Source organism: Pseudomonas mendocina, from assembly GCA_037482215.1.
Taxonomy (GTDB): Bacteria; Pseudomonadota; Gammaproteobacteria; order Pseudomonadales; family Pseudomonadaceae; genus Aquipseudomonas; species Aquipseudomonas mendocina_E.
Genome location: CP148074.1, coordinates 1,356,546 through 1,380,976 on the forward strand (window position 1 = coordinate 1,356,546; position 24,431 = coordinate 1,380,976).

Annotated in this window: 23 protein-coding genes; 19 read left to right on the forward strand and 4 right to left on the reverse strand. The window is 55.6% G+C overall.

Annotation, left to right across the window (positions count from 1 at the left end; genetic code table 11):
- The first annotated feature begins 6 nt into the window (after positions 1 to 6).
- The 16 genes from iscA (at position 7) to WG219_06215 (ending at position 14,733) form a co-directional block, all read left to right on the forward strand.
- Positions 7 to 330 (forward strand): iron-sulfur cluster assembly protein IscA, encoded by a 324-nt coding sequence (gene iscA, locus WG219_06140; GenBank protein ID WXL27032.1) that lies wholly within the window; start codon positions 7 to 9, stop codon positions 328 to 330.
- Positions 323 to 859, forward strand: coding sequence for a co-chaperone HscB (gene hscB / locus WG219_06145; GenBank protein ID WXL27033.1), 537 nt, complete (start codon positions 323 to 325; stop codon positions 857 to 859). The genes iscA and hscB overlap by 8 nt, the downstream gene beginning before the upstream one ends.
- A gap of 44 nt (positions 860 to 903) precedes the next feature.
- Entirely contained in the window at positions 904 to 2,769 is a 1,866-nt protein-coding gene (hscA, locus tag WG219_06150) for a Fe-S protein assembly chaperone HscA (GenBank protein WXL27034.1), read from the forward strand.
- Positions 2,770 to 2,771: 2 nt separating this feature from the next.
- Positions 2,772 to 3,113 carry an ISC system 2Fe-2S type ferredoxin gene (fdx, locus tag WG219_06155; GenBank protein ID WXL27035.1) on the forward strand — a complete coding sequence of 114 codons (342 nt, stop codon included), beginning with the start codon at positions 2,772 to 2,774 and terminating at the stop codon, positions 3,111 to 3,113.
- Positions 3,114 to 3,127: 14 nt separating this feature from the next.
- The gene (gene iscX / locus WG219_06160; GenBank protein WXL27036.1) at positions 3,128 to 3,328 is read left to right on the forward strand and encodes a Fe-S cluster assembly protein IscX; all 201 of its coding nucleotides are present in this window, start codon (positions 3,128 to 3,130) and stop codon (positions 3,326 to 3,328) included.
- A gap of 93 nt (positions 3,329 to 3,421) precedes the next feature.
- On the forward strand, positions 3,422 to 3,853 hold the full coding sequence (gene ndk, locus WG219_06165; GenBank protein WXL27037.1) for a nucleoside-diphosphate kinase: 432 nt from the start codon (positions 3,422 to 3,424) through the stop codon (positions 3,851 to 3,853).
- 23 nt (positions 3,854 to 3,876) lie between these two features.
- Positions 3,877 to 5,025 carry a 23S rRNA (adenine(2503)-C(2))-methyltransferase RlmN gene (rlmN, locus tag WG219_06170; GenBank protein ID WXL27038.1) on the forward strand — a complete coding sequence of 383 codons (1,149 nt, stop codon included), beginning with the start codon at positions 3,877 to 3,879 and terminating at the stop codon, positions 5,023 to 5,025.
- 12 nt (positions 5,026 to 5,037) lie between these two features.
- Positions 5,038 to 5,799 (forward strand): type IV pilus biogenesis/stability protein PilW, encoded by a 762-nt coding sequence (gene pilW / locus WG219_06175; GenBank protein ID WXL27039.1) that lies wholly within the window; start codon positions 5,038 to 5,040, stop codon positions 5,797 to 5,799.
- Positions 5,799 to 6,824: a RodZ family helix-turn-helix domain-containing protein gene (locus WG219_06180; GenBank protein WXL27040.1), complete on the forward strand. Its 1,026-nt coding sequence runs from the start codon at positions 5,799 to 5,801 to the stop codon at positions 6,822 to 6,824. The genes pilW and WG219_06180 overlap by 1 nt, the downstream gene beginning before the upstream one ends.
- Before the next feature lies 1 nt (position 6,825).
- Positions 6,826 to 7,935 carry a flavodoxin-dependent (E)-4-hydroxy-3-methylbut-2-enyl-diphosphate synthase gene (gene ispG / locus WG219_06185; GenBank protein ID WXL27041.1) on the forward strand — a complete coding sequence of 370 codons (1,110 nt, stop codon included), beginning with the start codon at positions 6,826 to 6,828 and terminating at the stop codon, positions 7,933 to 7,935.
- A 19-nt stretch (positions 7,936 to 7,954) separates the two neighbouring features.
- On the forward strand, positions 7,955 to 9,244 hold the full coding sequence (gene hisS, locus WG219_06190) for a histidine--tRNA ligase (GenBank protein WXL27042.1): 1,290 nt from the start codon (positions 7,955 to 7,957) through the stop codon (positions 9,242 to 9,244).
- Between the two features lie 37 nt (positions 9,245 to 9,281).
- A complete protein-coding gene (locus WG219_06195) occupies positions 9,282 to 9,926 on the forward strand; it encodes a tetratricopeptide repeat protein (GenBank protein WXL27043.1) in 645 nt (214 codons plus the stop codon).
- Positions 9,919 to 11,073 (forward strand): outer membrane protein assembly factor BamB, encoded by a 1,155-nt coding sequence (gene bamB, locus WG219_06200; GenBank protein WXL27044.1) that lies wholly within the window; start codon positions 9,919 to 9,921, stop codon positions 11,071 to 11,073. The genes WG219_06195 and bamB overlap by 8 nt, the downstream gene beginning before the upstream one ends.
- Positions 11,074 to 11,194: 121 nt before the next feature.
- Positions 11,195 to 12,670 carry a ribosome biogenesis GTPase Der gene (gene der, locus WG219_06205; protein WXL27045.1) on the forward strand — a complete coding sequence of 492 codons (1,476 nt, stop codon included), beginning with the start codon at positions 11,195 to 11,197 and terminating at the stop codon, positions 12,668 to 12,670.
- A gap of 126 nt (positions 12,671 to 12,796) precedes the next feature.
- On the forward strand, positions 12,797 to 13,945 hold the full coding sequence (locus WG219_06210) for a pyridoxal phosphate-dependent aminotransferase (GenBank protein WXL27046.1): 1,149 nt from the start codon (positions 12,797 to 12,799) through the stop codon (positions 13,943 to 13,945).
- Entirely contained in the window at positions 13,933 to 14,733 is an 801-nt protein-coding gene (locus tag WG219_06215; GenBank protein ID WXL27047.1) for an amidohydrolase, read from the forward strand. Before WG219_06210 ends, WG219_06215 begins: the two co-directional genes overlap by 13 nt.
- A 121-nt stretch (positions 14,734 to 14,854) precedes the next feature.
- On the opposite strand, the gene leuA is transcribed toward WG219_06215, so the two are convergent.
- From leuA to xseA, 4 genes are all read right to left on the reverse strand, one after another.
- Positions 14,855 to 16,513 (reverse strand): 2-isopropylmalate synthase, encoded by a 1,659-nt coding sequence (gene leuA / locus WG219_06220; protein ID WXL27048.1) that lies wholly within the window; start codon positions 16,511 to 16,513, stop codon positions 14,855 to 14,857.
- A 315-nt stretch (positions 16,514 to 16,828) separates the two neighbouring features.
- The gene (locus WG219_06225; protein WXL27049.1) at positions 16,829 to 18,085 is read right to left on the reverse strand and encodes a mechanosensitive ion channel family protein; all 1,257 of its coding nucleotides are present in this window, start codon (positions 18,083 to 18,085) and stop codon (positions 16,829 to 16,831) included.
- Positions 18,086 to 18,230: 145 nt separating this feature from the next.
- Positions 18,231 to 19,049 (reverse strand): peptidoglycan DD-metalloendopeptidase family protein, encoded by an 819-nt coding sequence (locus tag WG219_06230; GenBank protein ID WXL27050.1) that lies wholly within the window; start codon positions 19,047 to 19,049, stop codon positions 18,231 to 18,233.
- A 39-nt stretch (positions 19,050 to 19,088) separates the two neighbouring features.
- Entirely contained in the window at positions 19,089 to 20,468 is a 1,380-nt protein-coding gene (gene xseA, locus WG219_06235; protein WXL27051.1) for an exodeoxyribonuclease VII large subunit, read from the reverse strand.
- Positions 20,469 to 20,582: 114 nt separating this feature from the next.
- Between xseA and WG219_06240 the strand changes: the two genes are divergently transcribed.
- From WG219_06240 to guaA, 3 genes are all read left to right on the forward strand, one after another.
- Positions 20,583 to 21,134: a sugar ABC transporter ATPase gene (locus WG219_06240; protein WXL27052.1), complete on the forward strand. Its 552-nt coding sequence runs from the start codon at positions 20,583 to 20,585 to the stop codon at positions 21,132 to 21,134.
- A 117-nt stretch (positions 21,135 to 21,251) separates the two neighbouring features.
- On the forward strand, positions 21,252 to 22,721 hold the full coding sequence (gene guaB, locus WG219_06245; GenBank protein WXL27053.1) for an IMP dehydrogenase: 1,470 nt from the start codon (positions 21,252 to 21,254) through the stop codon (positions 22,719 to 22,721).
- 127 nt (positions 22,722 to 22,848) lie between these two features.
- Positions 22,849 to 24,429: a glutamine-hydrolyzing GMP synthase gene (gene guaA / locus WG219_06250; protein WXL27054.1), complete on the forward strand. Its 1,581-nt coding sequence runs from the start codon at positions 22,849 to 22,851 to the stop codon at positions 24,427 to 24,429.
- Positions 24,430 to 24,431 lie beyond the last annotated feature (2 nt).

A 24,431-nucleotide genomic window follows, 5' to 3' on the forward strand; every position in this document is an offset into this window, starting at 1 on the left:
TAGTCGATGGCTATCAGCATGACTGAAGCGGCTGCTGCCCATGTGCGTCGTTCCCTTGAGGGGCGCGGTAAGGGTGTAGGCATTCGTTTGGGGGTTCGCACAACAGGCTGTTCCGGTTTGGCCTATGTGCTTGAGTTCGTTGACGAAGCCGCCAGCGAAGATCAGGTATACGAAGCCCATGGTGTGAAAGTCGTCATCGACCCTAAGAGCTTGGTTTACCTTGACGGCACAGAGCTGGACTTTGTCAAAGAGGGTTTGAACGAAGGCTTCAAGTTCAATAACCCAAATGTGCGTGGTGAGTGCGGCTGCGGCGAAAGCTTCAATGTCTGAGATTCGTAGCGGCAGCCCGTGCCATTTTGCACTGTTCGACTTGCAACCTGAGTTTAAGCTGGATCTGGATCTGCTCAGCGCCCGCTATCGTGAGATGGCGCGTCATGTTCATCCGGATCGCTTTGCAGATGCATCCGAGCGTGAGCAACGCCTCGCGCTGGAGCGCTCAGCCAGTCTGAACGAAGCCTATCAAGTCCTGAAAAGTGCCCCGCAACGTGCCCGCTATCTGTTGGCGCTTAAAGGCGGTGAGTTACCGCTAGAGGTAACGGTGCACGACCCTGAATTCCTTATGCAGCAAATGCAGTGGCGTGAGGAGCTTGAGGATCTTCAGGACAGCGCTGATATCTCAGGTGTCAGTCAGTTCAAGCGTCGGCTCAAGTCAGCTCAGGACGAGCTCAATGAGCGTTTTGCCGCTTGCTGGGAAGATGCAGCGCAGCGCGAAGAGGCTGAGCGCCTGATGCGCCGTATGCAGTTCCTGGACAAGCTTTCCCACGAGGTGCGCCAGCTGGAAGAGCGCCTCGACGATTAATGCCCCTGCGCCCCGTTGCGCCCCTGATTTAAGCACTGATCAACATGGCCTTACTGCAGATCGCTGAGCCCGGACAAAGCCCAAAACCACACCAGCGCAAGCTCACGGTTGGGATTGATCTTGGGACAACCAATTCTCTTGTTGCCGCTGTGCGCAGCGGTCTGAGCGCGCCACTTGCTGATGCGGATGGGCGGGTCATTCTGCCTTCTGCTGTTCGTTATCACGCTGATCGCGTTGAGGTCGGTGCGCGCGCGAAAGAGGCTGCATCCAGCGATCCGTTCAACACTGTGCTCTCCGTCAAGCGTCTGGTTGGGCGTGGTCTGGCTGATGTTAAGCAGCTGGGCGAGCAGTTGCCGTACCGTTTTGTCGAAGGTGAGTCGCACATGCCTTTTATTGACACGGTGCAGGGCGCAAAGAGTCCGGTTGAGGTTTCTGCTGAAATTCTCAAAGTGCTGCGTCAGCGTGGTGAAGAGGCGCTCGGTGGTGAACTGGTGGGGGCTGTAATCACGGTCCCGGCTTATTTCGATGATGCTCAGCGCCAGGCGACTAAGGATGCTGCGCGACTGGCTGGGCTGACCGTGCTACGACTGCTCAATGAACCCACTGCCGCGGCGGTTGCTTACGGTTTGGATCAAAAAGCCGAAGGTGTTGTGGCGATCTACGACCTGGGTGGTGGAACGTTTGATATTTCCATCCTGCGCCTGACGGGTGGGGTGTTCGAAGTGTTGGCAACCGGTGGGGATACGGCGCTGGGTGGTGATGACTTCGACCACTTGGTCGCAGGCTGGATTGTCGCTCAAGCCGGCCTTTCCACTAATCTCAGCCCGAGTGAGCAGCGTGCCCTGCTAGCCACTGCTTGTGCGGCTAAAGAGGCTCTGACGACAGCAGATTCCACTGAGGTGGCCTATGCCGGTTGGAGTGGTGTGTTGACTCGTGCCCATTTTGATCAGCTGATTGAACCTTTGATCAGTCGCAGTCTTAAAGCGTGTCGCCGTGCGGTGCGTGACGCTGCGATCGAGCTCGAAGATGTCAAAGCTGTTGTCATGGTTGGCGGCTCGACTCGTGTACCGCGTGTGCGTGAAGCGGTGGGTGAGTTGTTCGGTCGCGAACCACTGACGGATATCGATCCGGATCAGGTGGTGGCAGTTGGTGCTGCTATTCAGGCTGATGCCTTGGCGGGTAACCGTCGCGGTGAGGGCGAAGAACTCTTGCTGCTGGACGTAATTCCGCTGTCGCTTGGTCTTGAGACCATGGGCGGATTGATGGAGAAGGTGATTCCGCGCAATACCACCATTCCAGTGGCGCGGGCTCAAGAATTCACCACGTATAAAGATGGCCAAACGGCCATGATGATTCATGTGTTGCAAGGTGAGCGTGAGCTGATCAGCGATTGCCGTTCTTTGGCTCGATTCGAGTTGCGCGGCATTCCACCTATGGTCGCTGGCGCAGCAAAAATCCGGGTTACGTTCCAGGTGGATGCTGATGGTTTGCTCAGTGTCTCGGCCCGTGAGCTAACCTCGGGTGTGGAGTCCAGTATTCAGGTGAAGCCGTCTTACGGCCTGACCGATGGCGAAATTGCCCGCATGTTGCAGGATTCCTTCAGTAATGCCGGTGAAGACAAGGCCGCTCGTGTGCTGCGTGAGCAGCAAGTTGATGCGCAGCGTCTGCTTGAGGCAGTTGAAGGCGCTTTGCAGGTGGATGGTGAGCGCTTGCTGAGTGAAGAAGAGCGCTTAGCCATCGGACTGCAAATGGAGCAGCTGCGTGAATTGATGGCCGGTAACGACGGTTTTGCCATCGAGCAGCAGACTAAGCGCCTGACGCAGGTGACCGATGCCTTTGCGGCTCGTCGCTTGGATGCAACCGTCAAGGCCGCGCTGGCTGGTCGTAATCTAAACGAGATTGAGGAATAAACATGCCCCAGGTCATTTTCCTGCCCCACGCAGTGCTGTGTCCGGAAGGGTTAGTGGTTGAAGTTGAGCCCGGTACATCCATTCTGGATGTGGCGCACGATAACCACATCGAGATTGAAAGTGCCTGTGGCGGCGTATGCGCCTGCACCACCTGCCACTGCATCATCCGCGAGGGCTTCGACTCGTTGAACGAGCTGGATGATCTTGAAGAGGATATGCTGGATAAGGCTTGGGGGCTTGAGGCGCAGTCCCGGTTATCCTGTCAGGCTATCGTCGGAGATGAAGATCTGACTGTTGAGATTCCCAAGTATTCCCTCAATCACGCCGCTGAAGCGCCCCATTGAGTCGAGGAGTTGTGATGAGTCTGAAATGGGTTGATGTGCTGGAAATTGCCATTCAGTTAGCCGATTCCAAACCGGATGTTGATCCGCGCTACGTCAATTTTGTCGATCTGCACAAGTGGGTCGTAGCCTTGCCGGGGTTCGATGACGACCCGCAACGGGCAGGAGAGAAAGTGTTAGAGGCCATTCAGGCCGCCTGGATCGAAGAAGCCGATTGAAGGCTATCTGGCCAGCGACCTACGCTTTTGACATGAACCCGCGTATAATTCGCGGGTTTAATTTTTGCTAAATAACTGTTTTTGGAGTTTCCCATGGCTGTTCAACGTACTTTCTCCATCATCAAGCCGGATGCCGTTGCTAAAAACGTTATCGGTGAGATCACCAGCCGTTTCGAAAAAGCCGGCCTGCGTGTCGTTGCTTCTAAGATGGTACAGCTGTCCGAGCGCGAAGCTGCTGGTTTCTACGCTGAGCACAGCGAGCGTGGCTTCTTCAAGGACCTGGTTGCATTCATGACTTCCGGCCCGGTTATCGTTCAGGTTCTGGAAGGCGAGAACGCAGTTCTGGCTAACCGTGAGCTGATGGGCGCTACCAACCCGAAAGAAGCAGCTCCAGGCACCATCCGTGCTGATTTCGCTGTTTCCATCGACGAAAACGCTGTTCACGGTTCCGACTCCGAAGCTTCTGCTGCTCGCGAAATCGCTTACTTCTTCTCTGAAACTGAAGTTTGCGCACGCATTCGCTAAGCGAAATGGGTGAGGGTGAGGCCATGACACAATCGACCGGTAAAACAAATCTTCTGGGTTTAACCCAGCAGGAACTGGAGCAATTCTTCGAACAGATCGGGGAAAAGCGCTTCCGTGCCGGTCAGATCATGAAGTGGATTCACCACTTTGGCGTCGATGATTTCGACGCCATGACCAATATCGGCAAAGCTTTGCGCGAAAAGCTCAAAGCTTCTGCTGAAATTCGCGGGCCTGAAGTGGTCAGCGAAGATATTTCGTCCGATGGCACTCGCAAGTGGGTTGTGCGCGTGGCATCAGGCAGTTGCGTTGAAACCGTGTATATCCCGCAGGGATCACGGGGCACGCTTTGTGTGTCATCCCAGGCAGGTTGTGCCCTGGATTGCAGCTTCTGCTCCACGGGTAAGCAGGGATTTAACAGTGACCTGACGTCGGCTGAAATCATCGGTCAAGTCTGGATCGCTAATAAATCCTTTGGCACCGTTCCGGCAAAAATCGACCGTGCTATCACCAACGTGGTGATGATGGGCATGGGGGAGCCGCTGCTTAACTTCGATAACGTTGTCGCCGCCATGAAAATCATGATGGACGACCTCGGTTACGGCATTTCCAAGCGCAAGGTGACTTTGTCGACATCGGGTGTTGTGCCGATGATTGACAAGCTTGCTGAGGTCATCGACGTTTCCCTTGCGCTTTCTCTGCATGCACCAAACGATGAGTTGCGTAATAAGCTGGTACCCATTAACAAGAAGTACCCGCTTGAGATGCTGCTGGCTGCCTGCAAGCGCTACATTTCGCGTTTAGGTGAGAAGCGTGTTCTGACCATCGAGTACACCCTGCTCAAGGACGTAAACGATACCCCGCAGCACGCTGATGAGATGATCGCTCTGCTCAAAGACGTGCCTTGCAAGATCAACCTGATTCCTTTCAACCCGTTTCCTCATTCTGGCTACGAGCGTCCTAGCAATAACGCTATTCGCCGTTTTCAGGACTTGTTACACAAAGCTGGGCACAATGTCACAGTCCGCACCACACGAGGCGAAGATATTGATGCAGCATGTGGGCAACTGGTGGGGCAGGTCATGGACCGTACCCGCCGCAGCGAGCGTTATATTGCTGTTCGTCAGCTGAATAGCGAAACTGACGCCGCGAGTTCTGCTGCCAATCGAACCTGAGGGAGTGCGCTCATGACTTTGCGACCTGCATTTTTGCTGTTGGCCGCCAGTCTGTTGGCCGGTTGTGTCTCAACCGGCGGTAATATTGATCCACTAAAGACCGACAAAGGTCGCGAAGAAGCCAGGGATGCTTACATGCAACTCGGGCTTGGCTATTTGCGCAACGGCGATACTGAGCGTGCCAAGGTGCCGCTCAAGCAAGCGCTGGACTTAGATCCGTCGAGTGCGGATGTGCACGCAACCTTAGGCTTTGTTTTCCAGACGGAGATGGAGCCTGAGCTGGCAGATAGCCATTTTCGCAAAGCCATCTCGCTCAGTGGCGGCGAAGCCCGTATGCTGAACAACTACGGTGGTTTCCTGTTTGAGCAAAAACGTTATAAAGAAGCCCTTGAGGTTTATTTAAAAGCTTCAGAAGACACGCTGTACCCAGAACGCTCTAGGGTTTTCGAAAATCTTGGTCTGACGGCTCAACAATTGAACCAACAGGCTCAAGCGAAGACTTATTTTGAGCGTTCTTTGCGTTTAAATTCCCGTCAGCCACGGGCTTTGCTCGCCATGGCCCAGCTGTCTTTTAACGATAAAGAATATGTGCCCGCCCGCAGCTACTATGAAAGCTATGTAGCGCTGGCTCCACACAATGCGGCAAGCCTGCTGCTGGGTGTCCGCCTCGCTAAGGTGTTTGAGGAGCGCGATCAGGCCGCGAGCCTCGGTTTACAGTTAAAACGACTCTATCCGGCTACCCCGGAATATCAGCAATACCTGTCGGAGCAATGATGAAAACGGCGCAACCAGAAACTGTAGCTGTTTCCCGGGTGAATCCCGGCGAGACCTTGCGCAATGCTCGTGAGGCTCGGGGATGGGCGGTTGCCGAAGTTGCCGCTCAGCTGAATTTGACCACACAGCGTCTTAATGAAATCGAACAAGGCGCTTTTGAAAAAGTCCCGGGGCTGACCTTTGCCCGGGGATATGTACGTACTTATGCCAAACTGCTGGGCCTGGATCAGGCTGAGCTGGTTCGTCAATTTGATGCGTACACCGGATCTACTGCCGCTGAAAGTACTGTTCATAGCTTGGATCGCATTCAAGAGCCGCGAAATATTTCTCAGCGGGTTCTTAAGGTTGTAAGCATTGTTGCGCTGGTGGGGTTGGCTGGTGCGAGCTTTATATGGTGGCAGGACCAGGCTGAACGTCGTGAACAGAGCATTGCAACGACCAGTCTTGAGCACGTTGAAGTAGAGGGTGCGGATGGCACAACTCAGATTCATCCTTTGGACGAGCCAGAAGACCAAGCGGTAGAAGAGGCCCAACAGGAAGCAGAAGCTGATCAGGCCCTGACAGGTGCTGAAGCTAACAAGCCGGAAACTGAGCCGGGGTCTTCAGAGACTACTCCTGCTGCGCAAGCCTCTACTGTGGGCGAGAGCGCTGTAGGTACTGCCGAGGCTTCTGCAGCGCCAGCGCTGCCTTCAGCTACTGAGCCAACAGCGGCCGCTGCGGCTGTTACGCCTGCTGAAACAAGCGTACAAACACCTGCCGCTCCCGTCCAGGCCGGTGAAGGTGAGGCCGTGATTGCACTTACCTTCACTGCTGACTGCTGGATTCAGATTAAAGATGCGACGGGCAAGATCCTTCATGCCTCACTCAAGCGTAAAGGTGAGCGCTATGAGGTTGCCGGTAAGGCACCATTGGAGCTGCGCCTGGGCTATGCGCGCGGTGCCAGTGTTCGTTTGAATGGTGCAGAAGTTGATATTGCGCCCTTTATCTCTGGTGAGACAGCACGACTGAAGTTGGGTGGGCAATAACATGCACGGTGAGTCACCGATCAAGCGCCGCGTTTCGCGCAAAATCTGGGTAGGTTCGGTTCCTGTAGGGGGTGATTCACCCATCTCGGTTCAGAGTATGACCAACAGCGACACCCACGATGTTGCTGCAACAGTTGCCCAAATCCGCCGTCTGGAGGCTGCTGGTGCTGATATCGTTCGGGTTTCTGTCCCGGACATGGATGCGGCTGAAGCATTCGGCCTGATCAAACAGCAGGTGAAGGTGCCGCTGGTAGCTGATATTCACTTCGACTATCAGATTGCCTTGCGTGTGGCTGAGCTTGGCGTCGATTGCCTGCGTATCAATCCCGGTAATATTGGCCGTGAAGATCGGGTGCGCGCTGTGGTTGAGGCTGCTCGTGACAAGGGCATCCCGATTCGCATTGGTGTCAATGCCGGCTCCCTCGAAAAGGATTTGCAGAAAAAGTACGGTGAACCTACGCCTGAAGCGCTGGTAGAGTCCGCTTTGCGACATGTTGAGCATCTGGATCGTCTTAATTTCCCTGATTTCAAAGTCAGCGTTAAAGCTTCAGATGTGTTTATGGCAGTGGAGGCGTATCGCCTCCTGGCCAAACAGATCGAACAACCGTTGCATCTGGGTATTACCGAGGCCGGCGGTTTGCGCTCCGGCACCGTCAAGTCAGCTGTAGGTCTGGGCATGCTGCTTGCTGACGGTATTGGTGACACCATCCGCATTTCGCTGGCGGCTGACCCGGTAGAAGAGGTCAAAGTAGGCTTCGATATCCTCAAATCACTGCGCCTGCGCTCCCGTGGCATCAACTTCATCGCCTGTCCGAGCTGTTCGCGACAGAACTTCGATGTGGTGAAAACCATGAATGAGTTGGAACAGCGGGTCGAAGACCTGTTGGTGCCGATGGATGTTGCCGTGATTGGCTGCGTGGTCAATGGGCCCGGCGAAGCTAAAGAGGCTCATATCGGACTGACTGGTGGTCAGCCAAACCTGATTTATATCGACGGTAAACCGGCGCAGAAGCTGACCAACGACAATCTGGTCGACGAGCTGGAAAAACTGATTCGTGAAAAAGCCGCAGATAAAGCCGCTGCTGATGCTGCTGTTATTGTGCGCAGCTAAGACGCGTTAAGGAATTTAAGTGAGCAAGCCCTTACAAGCCATTCGTGGCATGAACGACATCCTGCCGGATCAAACCCCTCTCTGGCGCTATTTCGAAGGCACTGTGGCCGGTCTGCTGGATGGTTACGGCTATCAGCAAATTCGCATGCCTATCGTTGAGTTCACTGAGCTGTTCAAACGCTCCATTGGTGAAGTCACCGATATCGTAGAAAAAGAGATGTACACCTTTGAGGATCGCAACGGTGACTCTCTGACCCTGCGCCCTGAAGGTACCGCAGCCTGCGTCCGCGCTGTGCTGGAACATGGTTTGGCGGGTGCTGGTCAGCCGCAAAAGCTGTGGTATATCGGCCCGATGTTCCGTCACGAGCGTCCTCAAAAAGGCCGCTATCGCCAGTTCCACCAGATTGGTGTCGAAGTATTCAACATTGACGGCCCGGACATTGATGCCGAGCTGATTCTGTTGACCTGGCGCCTGTGGGGCCTGCTGGGTATCCGTGATTCGGTCAAGCTCGAGCTGAACAGCCTGGGCACCAGTGCAGCCCGTGCGGTGTACCGGGATGCTCTGGTTGAGTTTCTGACGGCCCATGCGGATCAGTTGGATGAAGACAGCCGCCGCCGCATGAACACCAACCCGCTGCGAGTATTAGACAGCAAGTCGCCACAAACCCAGGCAATCTTGGTTAATGCGCCAAAACTGGCGGATTACCTGGATGAGGACTCCCGGGTGCATTTCGAAGGGCTCAAGGCCCGTTTAGACGCGGCTGGCGTGCCATACGAAGTAAATCCCAAACTGGTTCGCGGGCTCGACTACTACAGCAAAACTGTGTTCGAGTGGGTAACTGATCAGTTGGGCTCGCAGGGCACCGTTTGTGCTGGCGGACGCTATGATGGCCTGGTCGAACAGATGGGTGGCAAGCCGACTGCGGGTGTGGGTTTTGCCATGGGTATCGAACGTTTGGTGCTCTTACTCGAAACCTTGGGTAAAGTGCCGGCTGAAATTGCGCGCACAGTTGATGTATATATGTGTGCCTTTGGTGAGCCTGCCGAACTGGCAGCGCTAGCCCTGAGTGAAAAATTGCGTGATCAGGTACCGGGGCTGCGCTTGCAGGTCAACGCCGGTGCAGGAAGTTTCAAAAGCCAGTTCAAAAAGGCCGACAAGAGCGGCGCGCTTTACGCACTGATTCTTGGTGAAGATGAATTGGCTCAGCAAGTTGTAGGTTGTAAGCCGCTACGTGGACAGGGCGAACAACAGAATATTGCCTGGTCGGACTTGGCCGATCATCTGGCGGCTTGTGCCAAACAGGTCTGAACACCTGCTAAAAGATTCAGCGAATAGGAGTGTTGGGGTGGTTTCGCGTACTGACGATGAAGAGTTGGCGGTAATCAAGGATTGGTGGCAGCGTAACGGCAAGCCATTACTGACAGGTGTGATCATTGCTTTGGCCGCTGTGCTGGGTTGGAATGCTTGGCAGAAATACCAAGCGAACCATGCCTATGGCGCCTCTGCGCTGTACCAGCAGCTGCTGGAGGCCGCCCTTGATCCGAGCGGTAAGCCGGATGCAGGTAAGGTTGCTGAGCTGGCCAACACCCTCAAGAAAGAATACTCCGGCACTGCTTATGCTCAGTACGGCAGCCTGTTTGTTGCAAAGGTTGCCGTTGAAGCGGGCAAACTGGACGACGCAGCCAGCGAGTTGCAAGCCGTTGTTGATAAGCCAGCTGATAAGAGCCTAGGCGAAATGGCGCGTCAGCGTCTGGCCCGCGTACTGGCGGCACAAGACAAGGCTGAGGACGCGCTGAAACTGCTCGATGGCGATGCCATTGAAGCATTCTCGTCCAGCCGTGAAGAGTTGAAGGGCGATCTGCTGGTGCAATTGGGTCGCGCAGATGAAGCCCGAGCTGCTTATGAAAAGGCTAAGTCTTCTCTTGCTGATGATGCCGCAGTAGGCGGTTTGCAAATGAAGCTCGACGACCTGGCCAAAGGGGATGCATAACGTGATGCGTTGGAAAAATGCCGCACTGCTGGCCCTGGCTGTAATGGCTGTGGGTTGCAGCAGCAACAGCACCAAGGAACTGCCCCCGGCCGAACTGCCAAAGTTCACTGAAGAAGTGCGTCTAGATAAAGTCTGGAGCCGCTCCATTGGTGAAGGCCAAGGCGAAACCTACAACATGCTGGTTCCAGCCATCGACGGTGAGCAGATCTATGCTGCCGATGTTGAGGGCCTGGTGGTCGCCATGGACCGTATGACCGGCAAGGTGCTTTGGAAAAAAGACCTGGAGATCCCGGTTTCCGGCGCTGTCGGTGCTGGTTATGGTCTGGTGGTTTTAGGCACGCTTAAAGGTGAGATTGTCGCCCTGGATAGCGCTACGGGTGAAGAAAAGTGGCGTTCTCGTGTCACCAGCGAAGTCCTAGCACCCGCTGCTCTGAATGGTGACGTTGTTCTGGTTCAGACTCAGGATGACCGACTGATTGCATTTGATATCCACACGGGCGACCAGCGGTGGATTTTCGAAAACACCCCAGCGGTACTGACGCTGCGCGGTACAGGTAGCCCAGTACTGACTAATCGTCTGGCTGTTGCAGGCCTGTCCACCGGTAAGGTGATTGCGTTAGACGCGCAGCGCGGTGTTCCAGTATGGGAGCAACGCGTTGCGATTCCGCAGGGGCGCTCCGAACTCGAGCGGGTTGTGGATATCGATGGTGGCCTGTTGCTGTCTGCTGGCACCCTGTATGCCGTTAGTTATCAGGGGCGCGTAGCCGCTCTGGACTTTGAAAGCGGCCAGATCCTCTGGCAGCGCGAAGCCTCCAGTTCCGTCGGCGTTGCTCAAGGTTACGGCAGTGTGTATGTCAGCCTGGCCAGCGGTACCGTTGAGGGTATCGACGAGCGCTCTGCATCCGCTCTGTGGAACAACGATGCACTGGCTCGCCGTCAGCTCTCTGCGCCGGAAGTGTTTTCCAGCTATGTTGCCTTTGGTGATCTGGAAGGTTATCTGCACTTGGTCAGCCAAGTGGATGGCCGTTTCGTAGGGCGTACCCGTATCGACAGCGATGGCCTGCGTGCCCGTCCGCTGGTCGTAGGCGATATGCTCTATGCATTCGGCAACAGCGGTAAGCTGGTGGCTCTGACCATCAAGCATTGATCGGCTGGTCCTGGCAGGGTTGGCAGAACGTGTTGTCTGACGGCCCTCCAGGTGTTGAATTACGGCCGCTGCCGCAAGCAGCGGCTTTTGTATTTTCTGAAATAACGAAGTGGAGAGCCGAATGGTTCCCGTAATAGCCCTGGTGGGTCGCCCGAACGTTGGCAAGTCCACCCTGTTTAACCGCTTGACCAAGTCCCGTGACGCTATCGTCGGCGACCTGTCTGGTCTGACCCGAGATCGCCAGTACGGTGAGGCCAAGTGGCAGGGGCGCACCTACATCGTCATCGACACCGGTGGTATTTCCGGGGATGAAGAGGGGATTGACGCCAAGATGGCTGAGCAATCCTTGCAGGCCATTGAAGAGGCGGATGCCGTACTTTTCTTGGTGGATGCCCGTGCGGGTCTGTCTGCATCTGACCAGATGATTGGTGAGCATCTGCGTCGTCGTAACAAGCGCAGTTTCCTGGTGATCAATAAGGTCGATAACCTCGATCCGGATCTGGCTCGTGCCGAGTTCGCCAGCATGGGCATGGGTGAATCCCTGGCCATTGCCGGTGCTCACGGCCGTGGCATTAGCCAGATGCTTGAAGCTGTGCTGGGCACGTTCCCCAAAGATGCTGAAGAACCGGAAGAGGGCGAAGCAGAAGAGGAAGTCCTCGAAGGTCAGGAAGCCAAGCGTATTCCCGGGCCGAGTGAGAAGGACGGCATCAAGCTGGCCATCATCGGTCGTCCCAACGTGGGTAAGTCCACGCTGGTAAACCGTATGTTGGGCGAAGAACGGGTCATCGTGTATGACCAAGCTGGAACGACCCGTGACAGTATCTACATCCCGTTCGAGCGTGATGGTGAAAAATACACCCTGATCGACACGGCGGGCGTGCGTCGCCGTGGCAAGATTTTCGAGGCAGTTGAGAAGTTCTCGGTAGTTAAAACCCTTCAGGCTATTCAAGACTCCAACGTTGTTGTGTTCGTCATGGACGCCCGCGAAGGTGTGGTGGATCACGACTTGAACCTACTGGGTTTTGTCCTGGAAAGCGGTCGCGCTCTGGTTATCGCATTGAACAAATGGGATGGCATGGAGCCGAGCGAACGTGACTACGTTAAGACTGAGCTGGAACGCCGTCTGTTCTTCGTCGACTTTGCTGATATCCACTTTATCTCTGCCCTACACGGTACTGGTGTGGGCAATCTGTACAAGTCGGTGCAGGCATCGTTTAAGTCCGCGATTACCCGCTGGCCGACCAACCGTCTGACTCAGATTCTCGAAGATGCCGTCAGTGACCATGCGCCACCTATGGTCAACAACCGCCGTATCAAGCTGCGTTATGCTCACTTGGGTGGTGCTAACCCGCCGCTGATTGTGATCCACGGTAACCAGGTGGATGCGGTACCGAAGTCATACATTCGTTATCTGGAAAACACCTATCGCCGTGTGCTGAAGCTGGTGGGTACGCCTATTCGCATCGAGTTCAAAGGCAGCGATAACCCGTACGAGGGCAACAAAAACACCCTTACGGACCGCCAGGTGAATAAGAAGCGTCGTTTGATGAGCCACCACAAAAAGGCTGAGAAAAAGCGTAAGGACAAGCGTAAATAACCGACTAGCACTATGTCGGTAGCGCTCTATAAAGGCACCTTCGGGTGCCTTTTGCGCATCTGGCGTATCGGCTATCCTGCTGGCTTGTCAGTATCCAGCGCTGCACTGCTCCGGGGATAAGTCGTAATGATCAACAGCAAGTTGCCGAATGTCGGCACCACCATTTTTACCCGTATGTCTCAGCTCGCTGCGGAAACCGGCGCGCTTAACCTGTCTCAGGGATTTCCAGACTTTGATGGCCCGCAAGGTTTACGCGATGCTGTGGCTGCGCACATTTCAGCAGGCCATAACCAATATGCGCCGATGACGGGCTTGCCCGCTTTACGTGAACAGGTGGCGGCGAAGATCGCCCGCTGCTATGGCGCCACAGTCAGTGCTGACGCTGAAGTTACCATCACGCCGGGTGCGACTGAGGCGATTTTTTGTGCGGTGCAGGCAGTGGTTCACCCTGGCGATGAGGTCATTGTCTTTGATCCTAGCTACGACAGTTATGAGCCTTCAGTCGAGCTGGCTGGGGGACGCTGTGTGCATGTGCCAATGACCTTGCCTGACTTCCGCATTGATTGGCAGAAACTGCAGGATGCCCTTAGCAGCAAAACCCGCATGATCATCATCAACAGCCCGCACAACCCTAGTGGGGCGCTGATCAGCCGTGAAGAACTGGATCAACTGGCTGAGCTGATCCGTGGGCGTGAAATTTACATAATCAGTGATGAAGTGTATGAGCACCTGCTGTTTGATGGTCGCAAGCATGCCAGTGTGCTAGCGCATGAGGAGCTGTATCAGCGGTCCTTTGTGGTCAGCTCATTCGGCAAAACCTACCACGTCACCGGTTGGAAAACCGGTTATGTAGTCGCCCCGCCTGCGCTCAGCGCCGAACTGCGCAAAGTGCATCAGTACGTTAATTTCTGTGGCGTCACTCCGCTGCAATGGGGGCTGGCGGACTATATGGCAGCCCATCCTGAACATGTGGACGAACTGCCAGGCTTCTATCAGGCCAAGCGCGATATCTTCTGCGATTTGCTGGAGGACTCTCGCTTCCGTTTTAGCCGTACACCGGGCACTTATTTTCAGGTGGTCGACTATTCCGCCATCCGTAATGATCTGGATGATGTGGCCATGGCTGAGTGGATGACCCGTGAACACGGTGTGGCGGTTATTCCTGTCTCGGTTTTTTATCAGCAGCCACCCGAAAGTTTGCGTCTTGTACGCCTGTGCTTTGCCAAACGTGAAGAAACCCTACGCCAAGCTGCGGAGAAGCTATGCGCGATTTAAAGGAATTAAGTCAGTTGCCCGACCTAGACGTTGCCCTGATTCAGACGGATCTTGCCTGGCACGACCCGCAGACTAACCGTGAACATTTCTCAGCGCTGTTCGAGCAGGCTAAAGGCGCCGACTTGATACTCCTGCCGGAAATGTTCACCACTGGTTTCAGCATGGAGTCCTCTGCCCTTGCTGAGCCTCAAGACGGCCCTAGCGTGCAATGGTTGCTGCAACAGGCTCAGGCCGTTAATGCGGTGATCATGGGGAGCCTGATTATTCAGGCTGCTGATGGCGGCTACCGTAACCGTTTGATCTGGGCTCGGCCGGATGGCACCTATGCGTACTACGACAAGCGCCACCTGTTTCGCATGGCCGGTGAGCATAAGTATTACAGCGCAGGGGATGAGCAACTGGTGGTGGAACTCAAGGGCTGGAAGGTACGGCCATTGATCTGCTACGACCTGCGCTTCCCTGTGTGGAGCCGCAGTGCGGGTGACACCGATCTACTGATCTACACTGCCAACTGGCCAGCTGCACGAGGTAATCACTGGAACCGCCTGCTCCCTGCTCGGGCCATTGAAAACCTCTGTTACGTCGCTGCCGTCAACCGTGTGGGTACGGACGGCAAAGGCTATTCCTACAGTGGCGACAGCCAGTTGCTTGACTTCCAGGGTGACTACCTGATCGCTCCGGATGCAACCGATGGCGTGCTGCGCAGCACCTTGAGTGCCAAGGCGTTGGCCGAATACCGCGAGCGTTTCCCGGCGTATCTGGATGCTGATAGCTTCACGTTGAGCTAATGCATGAAGTCGGCGGCCTTATAGTCTTCGCTGGAGACAGCGCTTATCGGTTTGTGATGTTTTTATAATCGCGGCCACAAAAAAGGGGACCGAAGTCCCCCTTTTCTTATTTGTAGTACCGTTAGGCGGCTTGTGCCTGGGCCCGGTTCAGTGCGCTGAACAGTGCCCGGAAGCTGGCGGTGGTGATGTTTTCATCAATGCCTACACCATGCAGGGCGCGGCCACCATTTACGCGCAGCTCAATATAAGCTGCGGCTTTGGCGTTAGTACCTGCACCAATGGCGTGTTCAGAGTAGTCCATGATCTCAACCGAGACGGGCAGGCCAGCGACCAGTGCTTCCAGTGGGCCTTTGCCGGTGCCGTGCCAGGTTTGCGTTTCGCCGTTATTGCTAACTTCTACGTCTACTGTGCTGTTACCGTTTTCTTCCTGCAGGCGGTGGCCTTTCAGGGTGTACGGTGTTTCAGCTTTCAGGTATTCGTTGACCAGCAACTCGTAGATCTGACCGGCCGTCATTTCAAGGCCGAGGCGATCCGTCTCTTTCTGGACCACTTGGCTGAACTCGATCTGCATACGGCGTGGCAAGCTGATGCCGTATTCCTGCTCAAGCAGGAAAGTGATGCCGCCTTTGCCCGACTGGCTGTTGACGCGAATAACCGCCTCGTAATCGCGGCCGATATCGGCCGGGTCGATTGGCAGGTATGGCACTTCCCAGATGGCATCCGGCTTCTGTTGGGCAAAGCCTTTACGGATGGCGTCTTGGTGCGAGCCTGAAAACGCGGTATGAACCAGGTCGCCAACATACGGATGACGTGGGTGAACCGGCAGTTGGTTGCAGTCTTCGACGACTTTGCGCACGGCGTCGATGTCGGAGAAGTCCAGTTCAGGATTCACACCTTGGGTGTAGAGGTTCAGCGCCAAGGTCACCAAGCAGACGTTGCCGGTACGCTCGCCGTTACCAAACAGGCAGCCTTCCACACGGTCAGCGCCCGCCATGACTGCAAGCTCGGAAGCAGCAACGCCAGTACCACGGTCGTTGTGGGTGTGCACGCTGATCAACACGCTGTCGCGCTTGTCCACATTGCGGCCAAACCACTCGACCTGATCGGCATAGTTGTTGGGTGTAGCGCACTCAATAGTGGCTGGCAGGTTGAGGATCAGCTTGTTGGCCGGAGTCGGCTGGAACACGTCGATCACAGCGTTGCACACTTCCACCGCGAAGTCGGTTTCAGTGGAGCTGAACACCTCAGGCGAGTACTCGAAGCCCCACTGGGTTTCCGGTGCAGCTTCGGCCAGGCGCTTGATCGTTTTAGCGGCAGCCACCGCAATGGCTTTAACACCGGCTTTGTCTTGGTTAAAGACGATTTTGCGGAAGGCCGGAGCGCAGGCGTTGTAATAGTGAACGATGGCTTTCTTCGCGCCCTTGAGGGACTCGAAGGTGCGTTCGATAAGATCGTCACGGGCCTGAGTCAGTACCTGAATGGTGACGTCATCAGGAATGTGGCCGCCTTCGATCAATTCGCGAACGAAGTCGAAATCTGTTTGCGAAGCAGACGGGAAGCCAACTTCGATCTCTTTCAGACCCACTTGAACCAGGCACTTGAAGAAACGCATTTTCTTCTCGGCGTCCATGGGTTCGATCAGCGATTGGTTACCGTCACGCAGGTCGGTGGACAACCAGATCGGCGCTTTAGTGATGATCTGATCAGGCCAGGTGCGATCCGGGAGGCTGATCGGAGTAAACGGACGGTATTTGCTGGATGGATCTTTAAGCATGCTCATGGCTAATCCTTAAAATCTCGGCGCTTGTGGCGGCCGCTGAACTATTCAGGTAATCGGGTAGATCTGGGGCTGAGAATTAGCCACGCAGTCGCTGGCTTACCAAACATAGATTGGCATGTTGGCGCAGCAGGAAGAGGGTATGAGTGTTTTTCATGGCGCTAACCCTAATCGCTGGGGTTAAAGCTGGCAAGCAATGCTTGAAAATTGGTGAAAAATCTCGATTGAGACATGTTTGCGCAATTTTATAGCAGTTTTTTTGCGGCTTTATTGTCGCAAATTGCGGACGGCTTTTTACGGTAGCCGCCCGCTAAAGCATCAATTGAGGCTTGTTGGGGATAAATGCCCCTTTAGCTCTCGCATATCTGCACCACTAGGTGCTTGGAATACACGCAGTCCAAACTCCGGCAGGATGGCCAATAAATGGTCGAAGATGTCCGACTGGATCGCCTCATACGGCCCCCAGGCCACTGTTGAGGTGAAGCAGTACAGTTCCAGCGGCAAGCCTTCTGCGGTGGGTTGCAACTGGCGGACAAGTTGAGTCATGCCTTGATGAATGCCCTGATGCTGGCGCAAGTAATGCTCAACATAGGCTCGGAACGTGCCGAGGTTTGTTACCCGACGTGTGTTTGCCGGTTCGTTAGCCGCTTCTGCTAACTGACCGTTCCAGCTTTCCAGCTCACTTTTTTTATTGCTCAGGTACTGGCCCAGTAGCAGAAAGTTTTGCAGGCGGGCGATTTCATCTGGGCTGAGGAAGCGTACGCTAGTCTGATCCAGATACAGGCTGCGCTTGATTCGCCGACCACCCGACTCCTGCATGCCGCGCCAGTTTTTGAACGGATCAGTGATCAAGCGTTTGGTGGGTATGGTGGTGATGGTTTTGTCCCAGTTCTGCACCTTGACGGTGTGCAGGGCGATATCGATCACATCACCGTCGGCATTGAGCTGTGGCATCTCAATCCAGTCGCCTACGCGCACCATGTCGCTGGAGGAGATCTGCACGCTGGCCACCAGTGACAGCAGGGTGTCCTGGAAGATCAACATCAGCACCGCAGCCATGGCACCCAGACCGGACAGCAGGATCAGTGGTGAGCGGTCGATCAGGCTGGCGATCATCAGAATCGCTGCAACAGCGAATAGAAGAATCTTGATGACTTGGATGTAGCCTTTGATCGGCTTCAGGTGGGCATTGGGTCTGCGCTCATACAGCGAGTTGATGATCGTCAGAATACCGCTAATGGCCAGCGCGATGGACAGTACGATAAAGGCGCTGCACACGTTCTGGGTGACGGTTACAACGACTTTAGGCAGGTTGGGAATTAGGTTGATCCCGCCGGTGATGATCAGCGCCGGAACAATATTGGCCAGGCGGGAGATCACCCGTGAGTCATAAACCAGCTGGTTCCTGCCGATTGGTGTGCTCTTGAGGGCACGATAGAGGCCGCGCACCAAGATGCGTTTGACGATGAAGTTGCCTACCCAGGCTGCCAGCAACAGCACTGTCAGTGCGGTCAGGGTGTATAGCTCGGGGTATTGCTGAAGCCAGATCAGAGACTCGTTGTACAGTTCTTTCATGCTGCTCGTGTCGCTCCTATTAAAGCGTGAGATCCATTTATACGTATGCCAGATGACTGGTGTGCGAATTTGAACCTCCCACCATAACAAACCGAGCAGGGTTATTGCGTTGAACGAGCCGTCTGTCTGACCAAGGGCTGCCTTTTCAGGGTTTGAATGCGCCGATAAAGATCGCTGGATCAACCCGTGCATCGTTCAGGCTGACGTTCCAGTGCAGATGCGGTCCGGTGGCGCGTCCTGTGGAGCCGACCTTGCCGATAACTCCACTCCGGGCAATTTCATCACCGACTTTCACGTCCACCGCTGACATATGGCAGAACATGCTGATCAGGCCCTGGCCATGATCGAGGAATACAGTGCGGCCATTGAAGAAGTAGTCGCCCACCAGAATCACTTTCCCGGCTGCCGGTGCTTTGATCGGTGTACCTTTGTTGGCGGCGAAGTCCAGTCCGGAATGTGGGTTGCGCTCCTCTCCGTTAAAGAAGCGTCGCAGGCCGAAGGGGCTGGAGAGGGGGCCGTTAACGGGCCGATCAAACAATAAATTGCTTGGTTGACGTGGGCTGAACTGCCGATAGGCGTGAGTCTGCTCCGCTAGCTCGCGCTCAATGCGCCGCAGGTTGTCTGGGTTTGGGTTGACCTGCTGTTTGTTTTTGAGGGTGATGCGCTGTTCGGTGTAATGCTTGCTACCGACCTGAAAGCTCAGCTGCTGGCCGTTGTTCACGCTGATTTGCTGTGTGCTTGGTTTAACACTCAGCGGGATGCCGACAATGGCTATCCAGCGTTGCTGATCTTCATGAATGATCAGTACTGGCTTGCCTTGATAAGTGGCCGTTGGTGCGCTGGGGCTTGAGCCAAGATCCACAACGGCGACCCCACCTGGAACCGGTTTGTTGAGCAGGCGGCTGATAAACCCGTCGGCGTGGGCAGGTAGGGCTAGGGCAAAAAGGACAGCAATAAAACGCATACATCTTCCTGTTGTGGCTGATCCAGCAGCCGGTTTCGATCAGTCCAGCAGCGACAGATTAGCTGGCTGCACGTGGTTGTCTTCGACGCGAACGTCCAGTTCGCCCTTGCCTAGCCGTGCTTTTAAGCGCTGGCCGGGTTGTGTATCCGCTGCATCTCGGATGGCACGCCCTTTGTCATCGAGCAAAATGCTGTATCCGCGACCCAGTGTTGCCAGTGGGCTGACGGCATGCAGGGTTTGCATCTGGCTGGTGAGGCGTAGCTGGCGTGCTCTTAAACCTTCGAACATGCTGCGATGCATACGCTCGGTTAGGGCGTCGAGACGCTGGCCTAGTAACTTCAAGTCCCGTTGCGGGTGCAGGCTTAGCAAGCGGGTTTGTAAGCTGTTGAGGCACTCCCGCTGCCTGCCTGATTGCGTCTGGATGGCCCGGATCAGGCGCATTTCCAGATCATCCACCCGCTGCGCGTGTTGGCGCAGGCGCTCACCGGGGTGGCGCAGGCGGCGCTGCAAACTATCCACGCGCATGCGCTCCCGCTCCAGGCGGTGTTGCATGCGCATGTGCAAGCGACGTTGCAGGGTGTACAGGCGCTGCACCAGTTCGCTGTTATCCGGTGCCAGCAGTTCTGCGGCGGCAGAGGGTGTCGGCGCGCGGACATCGGCAACAAAGTCGGCAATGGATACATCAGTTTCGTGGCCGACAGCGCTGACAATCGGCGTGGCGCAAGCGGCAATGGCACGGGCCACAGGCTCTTCGTTGAAGCACCAGAGGTCTTCCAGCGAGCCGCCGCCACGGGCCAGGATTAGCGCATCAAAGCCTTGTTTGTCAGCCAGTTCGAGTGCGCGAACAATCTGCGCGGTGGCTTCGCGGCCCTGCACAGCGGTGGGAACCAAGTTCAGCTCTACTTGCGGGGCGCGGCGGCGGAACACGCTGATGATGTCGCGGATTACCGCGCCGGTCGGCGAGCTGACAATACCAATGCGTTTGGGGTGAGTCGGCAGGGCAATCTTGCGCTCGTTAGCAAACAGGCCTTCAGCGCTGAGCTTTTCTTTCAGGGCTTCAAATGCCAGCCGCAGCGCGCCGTCACCGGCGGGCTCGACCATGTCCAGAATCAACTGGTAGTCGCCGCGGCCTTCAAACAGCGAAACCTTGCCGCGCACTTTCACCGCCAGCCCATCACGCAGCGCTTGCCGAATACGCAGGGCGTTTTGTCGGAACAGTGCACAGCGCACCTGGGCCTGGCTGTCTTTAAGGGTGAAGTAAACGTGCCCCGACGCAGGTTTGGCCAAGTTGGAGATTTCACCCTCCACCCAGATGTTGCTGAACACATCTTCAAGCAGCAGGCGTGCGCGGCTATTAAGTTGGCTGACGCTGAGTACCTCGCGGTCGAGGTTCAGGCGTTGGAATGGGTCTTTAATCATGTGGGCATAGTAAAGACTTTGCGAAACTGTCCATAGGGTGCAAATTGATTCTTTATCTTGACCGGGCCGTCCAGCTTATTAAGCTGCGCGCCCTTTATCCGAGCAGATCGCGTCATGAAGCAGCAGCAAGCCATCATTGTTCCGCAGATATCCAGCTTCCCCGGCCATGAGGCAGCGGCACTTAAACTGGTGCGTTGGCTGATTCGGCAGAACATTGTAGAGGCTGAGCTAAGCACCTGTGGCCGTACCGGGCGGCACATGGGGTATGGGATCGCCCCCGGGGCTCGCAAGGTGGTTGAACGGCCCGACCTACTGCCGTTTGGTCAGCCGATACACGGTTTGGAAATTATCTACAAACGCTGCATTTATACCCCCACTGAGGGGTTTCTTGAGGAGGCAGGTTGCCCTGAATGCCGTCAAGAAGTCGGTGAGGCTCTGTTTGAAAGTCTGGATGAGTGGTTTCCTGGGCACACCGACAACTTTATCTGCCCCCTTTGTGGGCATGAAGACGACATTAACGGCTTCTTGTTCTTACAACCCTGTGGTTTTTCCAATCTCGGCTTTATCTTCAATAACTGGGCAGAAGCAGGCTTTAAGCCAGAGTTTTTGCAGCAGATCACAGCCGTGTTGGGATTTCCTGTCAGGGTCGTCAGGGTTGGCCTGTAGGGCGCGGTTCGCGGCATCTGAGAATTTCCCCAAAGTAATCGCTACTTTGCGTTGAGCGAAGCGGCAGGTCTGGGTATAATGGCGCGCTTCCAATTTTCCCGTCTGGGAGCCCCCGCCATGCTGCGAATCAGTCAAGAAGCTCTTACCTTCGACGACGTTCTACTTATTCCTGGTTATTCCGAAGTTCTGCCGAAGGATGTCAGCCTCAAAACGCGCCTGACACGTGGCATCGAACTGAATATTCCGCTTCTTTCTGCTGCAATGGACACCGTAACTGAGGCCCGTCTGGCTATTGCCATGGCTCAGGAAGGTGGCATCGGCATCATCCACAAGAACATGACTATTGATCAGCAGGCTGCCGAAGTCCGCAAGGTCAAACGTTATGAGTCTGGTGTGGTGAAAGATCCGATCACCATTGAAGCTGACGCAACTGTGAGTGATCTGTTCGACCTGACCCGTCAGAACAACATCTCCGGCGTGCCAGTCCTGCACCACGGTGATCTGGTGGGCATCGTGACTTCGCGCGATGTGCGTTTCGAAAGCAACATGAACGCCAAAGTACGTGAAGTCATGACGCCGAAAGAGCGTCTGGTCACCGTCAAAGAAGGCGAAGACAAACAAGTCGTGCGCAAGCTGCTGCACAAGCACCGCATTGAGCGCGTTCTGATTGTTGACGATCAATTCCGCCTCAAAGGCATGATGACCGTTAACGATATCGAAAAAGCCAAAGCCTACCCGCTGGCCAGCAAAGACGAGCATGGCCGTCTGCGTGTGGGGGCTGCTGTTGGTACTGGAGCTGACACTGGTGACCGCGTTGCTGCGTTGGTTGCGGCAGGTGTTGACGTGATCATCGTTGATACCGCGCACGGTCACTCCAAAGGCGTAATCGAGCGCGTACGCTGGGTTAAGCAGAACTTCCCAGAGGTTCAGGTGATCGGCGGCAACATCGCCACTGGCGCTGCTGCTCGTGCCCTGGCCGAAGCCGGTGCTGATGGCGTTAAAGTCGGTATTGGCCCAGGTTCTATTTGCACCACCCGCATCGTTGCTGGTGTTGGCGTTCCGCAGATCAGTGCTGTGGCTAACGTTGCAGCGGCACTGGCCGGTACAGGCGTACCGTTGATTGCGGACGGCGGTATCCGTTTCTCCGGTGACCTCTCCAAGGCCATCGCTGCCGGTGCTTCGGCTGTAATGATCGGTTCTATGCTGGCTGGTACTGAAGAAGCACCGGGCGAAGTCGAACTGTTCCAAGGCCGTTCTTATAAGGCGTACCGTGGTATGGGTTCGCTGGGTGCAATGGCGCAGGCGCAAGGTTCGTCTGACCGTTACTTCCAGGATTCATCCGCAGGTGCCGAGAAACTGGTTCCGGAAGGTATTGAAGGCCGAGTGCCGTACAAAGGCGCAATGGGTGCCATCGTGCATCAGCTGATGGGCGGCCTGCGTGCCTCCATGGGCTACACCGGCTGTGCAACCATCGAAGAGATGCGTACCAAGCCAGAGTTTGTACGTATTACCGGTGCTGGTATGGCTGAGTCCCACGTACACGATGTACAGATCACCAAAGAAGCGCCGAACTACCGCGTCGGTTGAAAAAGCGTCGGATAGTGGTTTCGGTTTGCTGCCGAAGCCTCTATCTGGCGACATACAGAATATTGAGTACTCGGGGCTGTCTGATTCAGCCCCTTGTCATTTGTGAATCCCGCTACGAGAGACGGCTATGGCTCATCAAGACATTCACGCTCACCGTATCCTGATTCTGGATTTCGGTTCCCAGTACTCCCAACTGATTGCCCGCCGTGTGCGTGAAATCGGAGTGTATTGCGAGCTGCACCCTTGGGATATGAGCGACGCGGACATCCGTGCCTTCGCACCGCGCGGCATCATCCTGGCCGGTGGCCCGGAGTCGGTGCACGAAGCCAACAGCCCTCGCGCACCGCAGGCCGTGTTTGACCTTAATGTGCCGGTGCTGGGCATCTGCTACGGCATGCAGACCATGTCCGAGCAGCTGGGCGGCAAGGTTGAAGGTTCTGACCTGCGCGAATTCGGCTACGCCCGTGTGGATGTCGTTGGTAAGAGCAAGCTGCTCGACGGCATCGAAGACCACGTGGATACCGATGGCGTGCTGGGCTTGGATGTGTGGATGAGCCACGGTGACAAAGTCACCAAGATTCCAGAAGGCTTCCACATTCTGGCCAGCACCCCGAGCTGCCCGATTGCTGCCATGGCTGACGATTCCCGCCACTACTACGGCGTGCAGTTCCACCCAGAGGTGACCCACACCAAGCAGGGCGGCCGCATTCTGTCCCGTTTTGTGCTGGAAATCAGTGGCTGTGAAGCCCTGTGGACACCGTCCAACATCGTTGAAGACGCCATTCGCCAAGTACGTGAGCAAGTGGGCGATGCTAACGTCCTGCTGGGCCTCTCCGGTGGTGTGGATTCCTCCGTTGTAGCCGCACTGCTGCACAAAGCCATCGGCAGCCAACTGACCTGCGTATTTGTGGATAACGGCCTGCTGCGCCTGCACGAAGGTGATCAGGTTATGGCCATGTTCGCTGAGAACATGGGCGTGAAGGTGATTCGTGCCAACGCCGAAGACAAATTCCTCAGTGCATTGGCTGGCGTCAGTGACCCTGAGCAGAAGCGCAAAATCATCGGCGCCAAGTTCATTGAGGTGTTTGATGAAGAGTCGAGCAAGCTGGAAAACATCCAGTTCCTCGCTCAAGGCACCATCTACCCGGATGTGATCGAGTCCGCTGGCGCTAAAACCGGCAAAGCTCACGTGATCAAGAGCCACCACAACGTGGGTGGTCTGCCTGAAGAGATGAAGCTCAAGTTGGTTGAGCCACTGCGTGAATTGTTCAAAGACGAAGTGCGTAAGATCGGTCTCGAACTGGGCCTGCCGTACGACATGGTCTACCGCCACCCATTCCCAGGCCCGGGCCTGGGCGTGCGCATCCTCGGCGAAGTGAAAAAAGAGTACGCCGACCTGCTGCGTCGTGCGGATCACATCTTCATCGAAGAACTGCGTAACTTCGACTGGTACCACAAAACCAGCCAGGCATTCGTTGTCTTCCAGCCGGTTAAATCTGTGGGTGTGGTCGGTGACGGCCGCCGTTACGCCTGGGTTGTTGCCCTGCGTGCGGTAGAAACCATCGATTTCATGACCGCTCGCTGGGCGCATCTGCCATACGAGCTGCTGGAGAAGGTGTCGAACCGCATCATCAACGAGATTGAGGGCATCTCCCGCGTTACTTACGACGTGTCGAGCAAGCCGCCAGCGACTATTGAGTGGGAATAAAT

Coding starts and splice junctions, on each gene's coding strand:
- iscA (WXL27032.1), top strand. CDS start 7: ATGGCTATCAGCATGACTGAAGCGGCTGCTGCCCATGTGCGTCGTTCC.
- hscB (WXL27033.1), top strand. CDS start 323: ATGTCTGAGATTCGTAGCGGCAGCCCGTGCCATTTTGCACTGTTCGAC.
- hscA (WXL27034.1), top strand. CDS start 904: ATGGCCTTACTGCAGATCGCTGAGCCCGGACAAAGCCCAAAACCACAC.
- fdx (WXL27035.1), top strand. CDS start 2,772: ATGCCCCAGGTCATTTTCCTGCCCCACGCAGTGCTGTGTCCGGAAGGG.
- iscX (WXL27036.1), top strand. CDS start 3,128: ATGAGTCTGAAATGGGTTGATGTGCTGGAAATTGCCATTCAGTTAGCC.
- ndk (WXL27037.1), top strand. CDS start 3,422: ATGGCTGTTCAACGTACTTTCTCCATCATCAAGCCGGATGCCGTTGCT.
- rlmN (WXL27038.1), top strand. CDS start 3,877: ATGACACAATCGACCGGTAAAACAAATCTTCTGGGTTTAACCCAGCAG.
- pilW (WXL27039.1), top strand. CDS start 5,038: ATGACTTTGCGACCTGCATTTTTGCTGTTGGCCGCCAGTCTGTTGGCC.
- WG219_06180 (WXL27040.1), top strand. CDS start 5,799: ATGAAAACGGCGCAACCAGAAACTGTAGCTGTTTCCCGGGTGAATCCC.
- ispG (WXL27041.1), top strand. CDS start 6,826: ATGCACGGTGAGTCACCGATCAAGCGCCGCGTTTCGCGCAAAATCTGG.
- bamB (WXL27044.1), top strand. CDS start 9,919: ATGCATAACGTGATGCGTTGGAAAAATGCCGCACTGCTGGCCCTGGCT.
- der (WXL27045.1), top strand. CDS start 11,195: ATGGTTCCCGTAATAGCCCTGGTGGGTCGCCCGAACGTTGGCAAGTCC.
- WG219_06210 (WXL27046.1), top strand. CDS start 12,797: ATGATCAACAGCAAGTTGCCGAATGTCGGCACCACCATTTTTACCCGT.
- WG219_06215 (WXL27047.1), top strand. CDS start 13,933: ATGCGCGATTTAAAGGAATTAAGTCAGTTGCCCGACCTAGACGTTGCC.
- leuA (WXL27048.1), bottom strand. CDS start 16,513: ATGAGCATGCTTAAAGATCCATCCAGCAAATACCGTCCGTTTACTCCG.
- WG219_06225 (WXL27049.1), bottom strand. CDS start 18,085: ATGAAAGAACTGTACAACGAGTCTCTGATCTGGCTTCAGCAATACCCC.
- WG219_06230 (WXL27050.1), bottom strand. CDS start 19,049: ATGCGTTTTATTGCTGTCCTTTTTGCCCTAGCCCTACCTGCCCACGCC.
- xseA (WXL27051.1), bottom strand. CDS start 20,468: ATGATTAAAGACCCATTCCAACGCCTGAACCTCGACCGCGAGGTACTC.
- WG219_06240 (WXL27052.1), top strand. CDS start 20,583: ATGAAGCAGCAGCAAGCCATCATTGTTCCGCAGATATCCAGCTTCCCC.
- guaB (WXL27053.1), top strand. CDS start 21,252: ATGCTGCGAATCAGTCAAGAAGCTCTTACCTTCGACGACGTTCTACTT.
- guaA (WXL27054.1), top strand. CDS start 22,849: ATGGCTCATCAAGACATTCACGCTCACCGTATCCTGATTCTGGATTTC.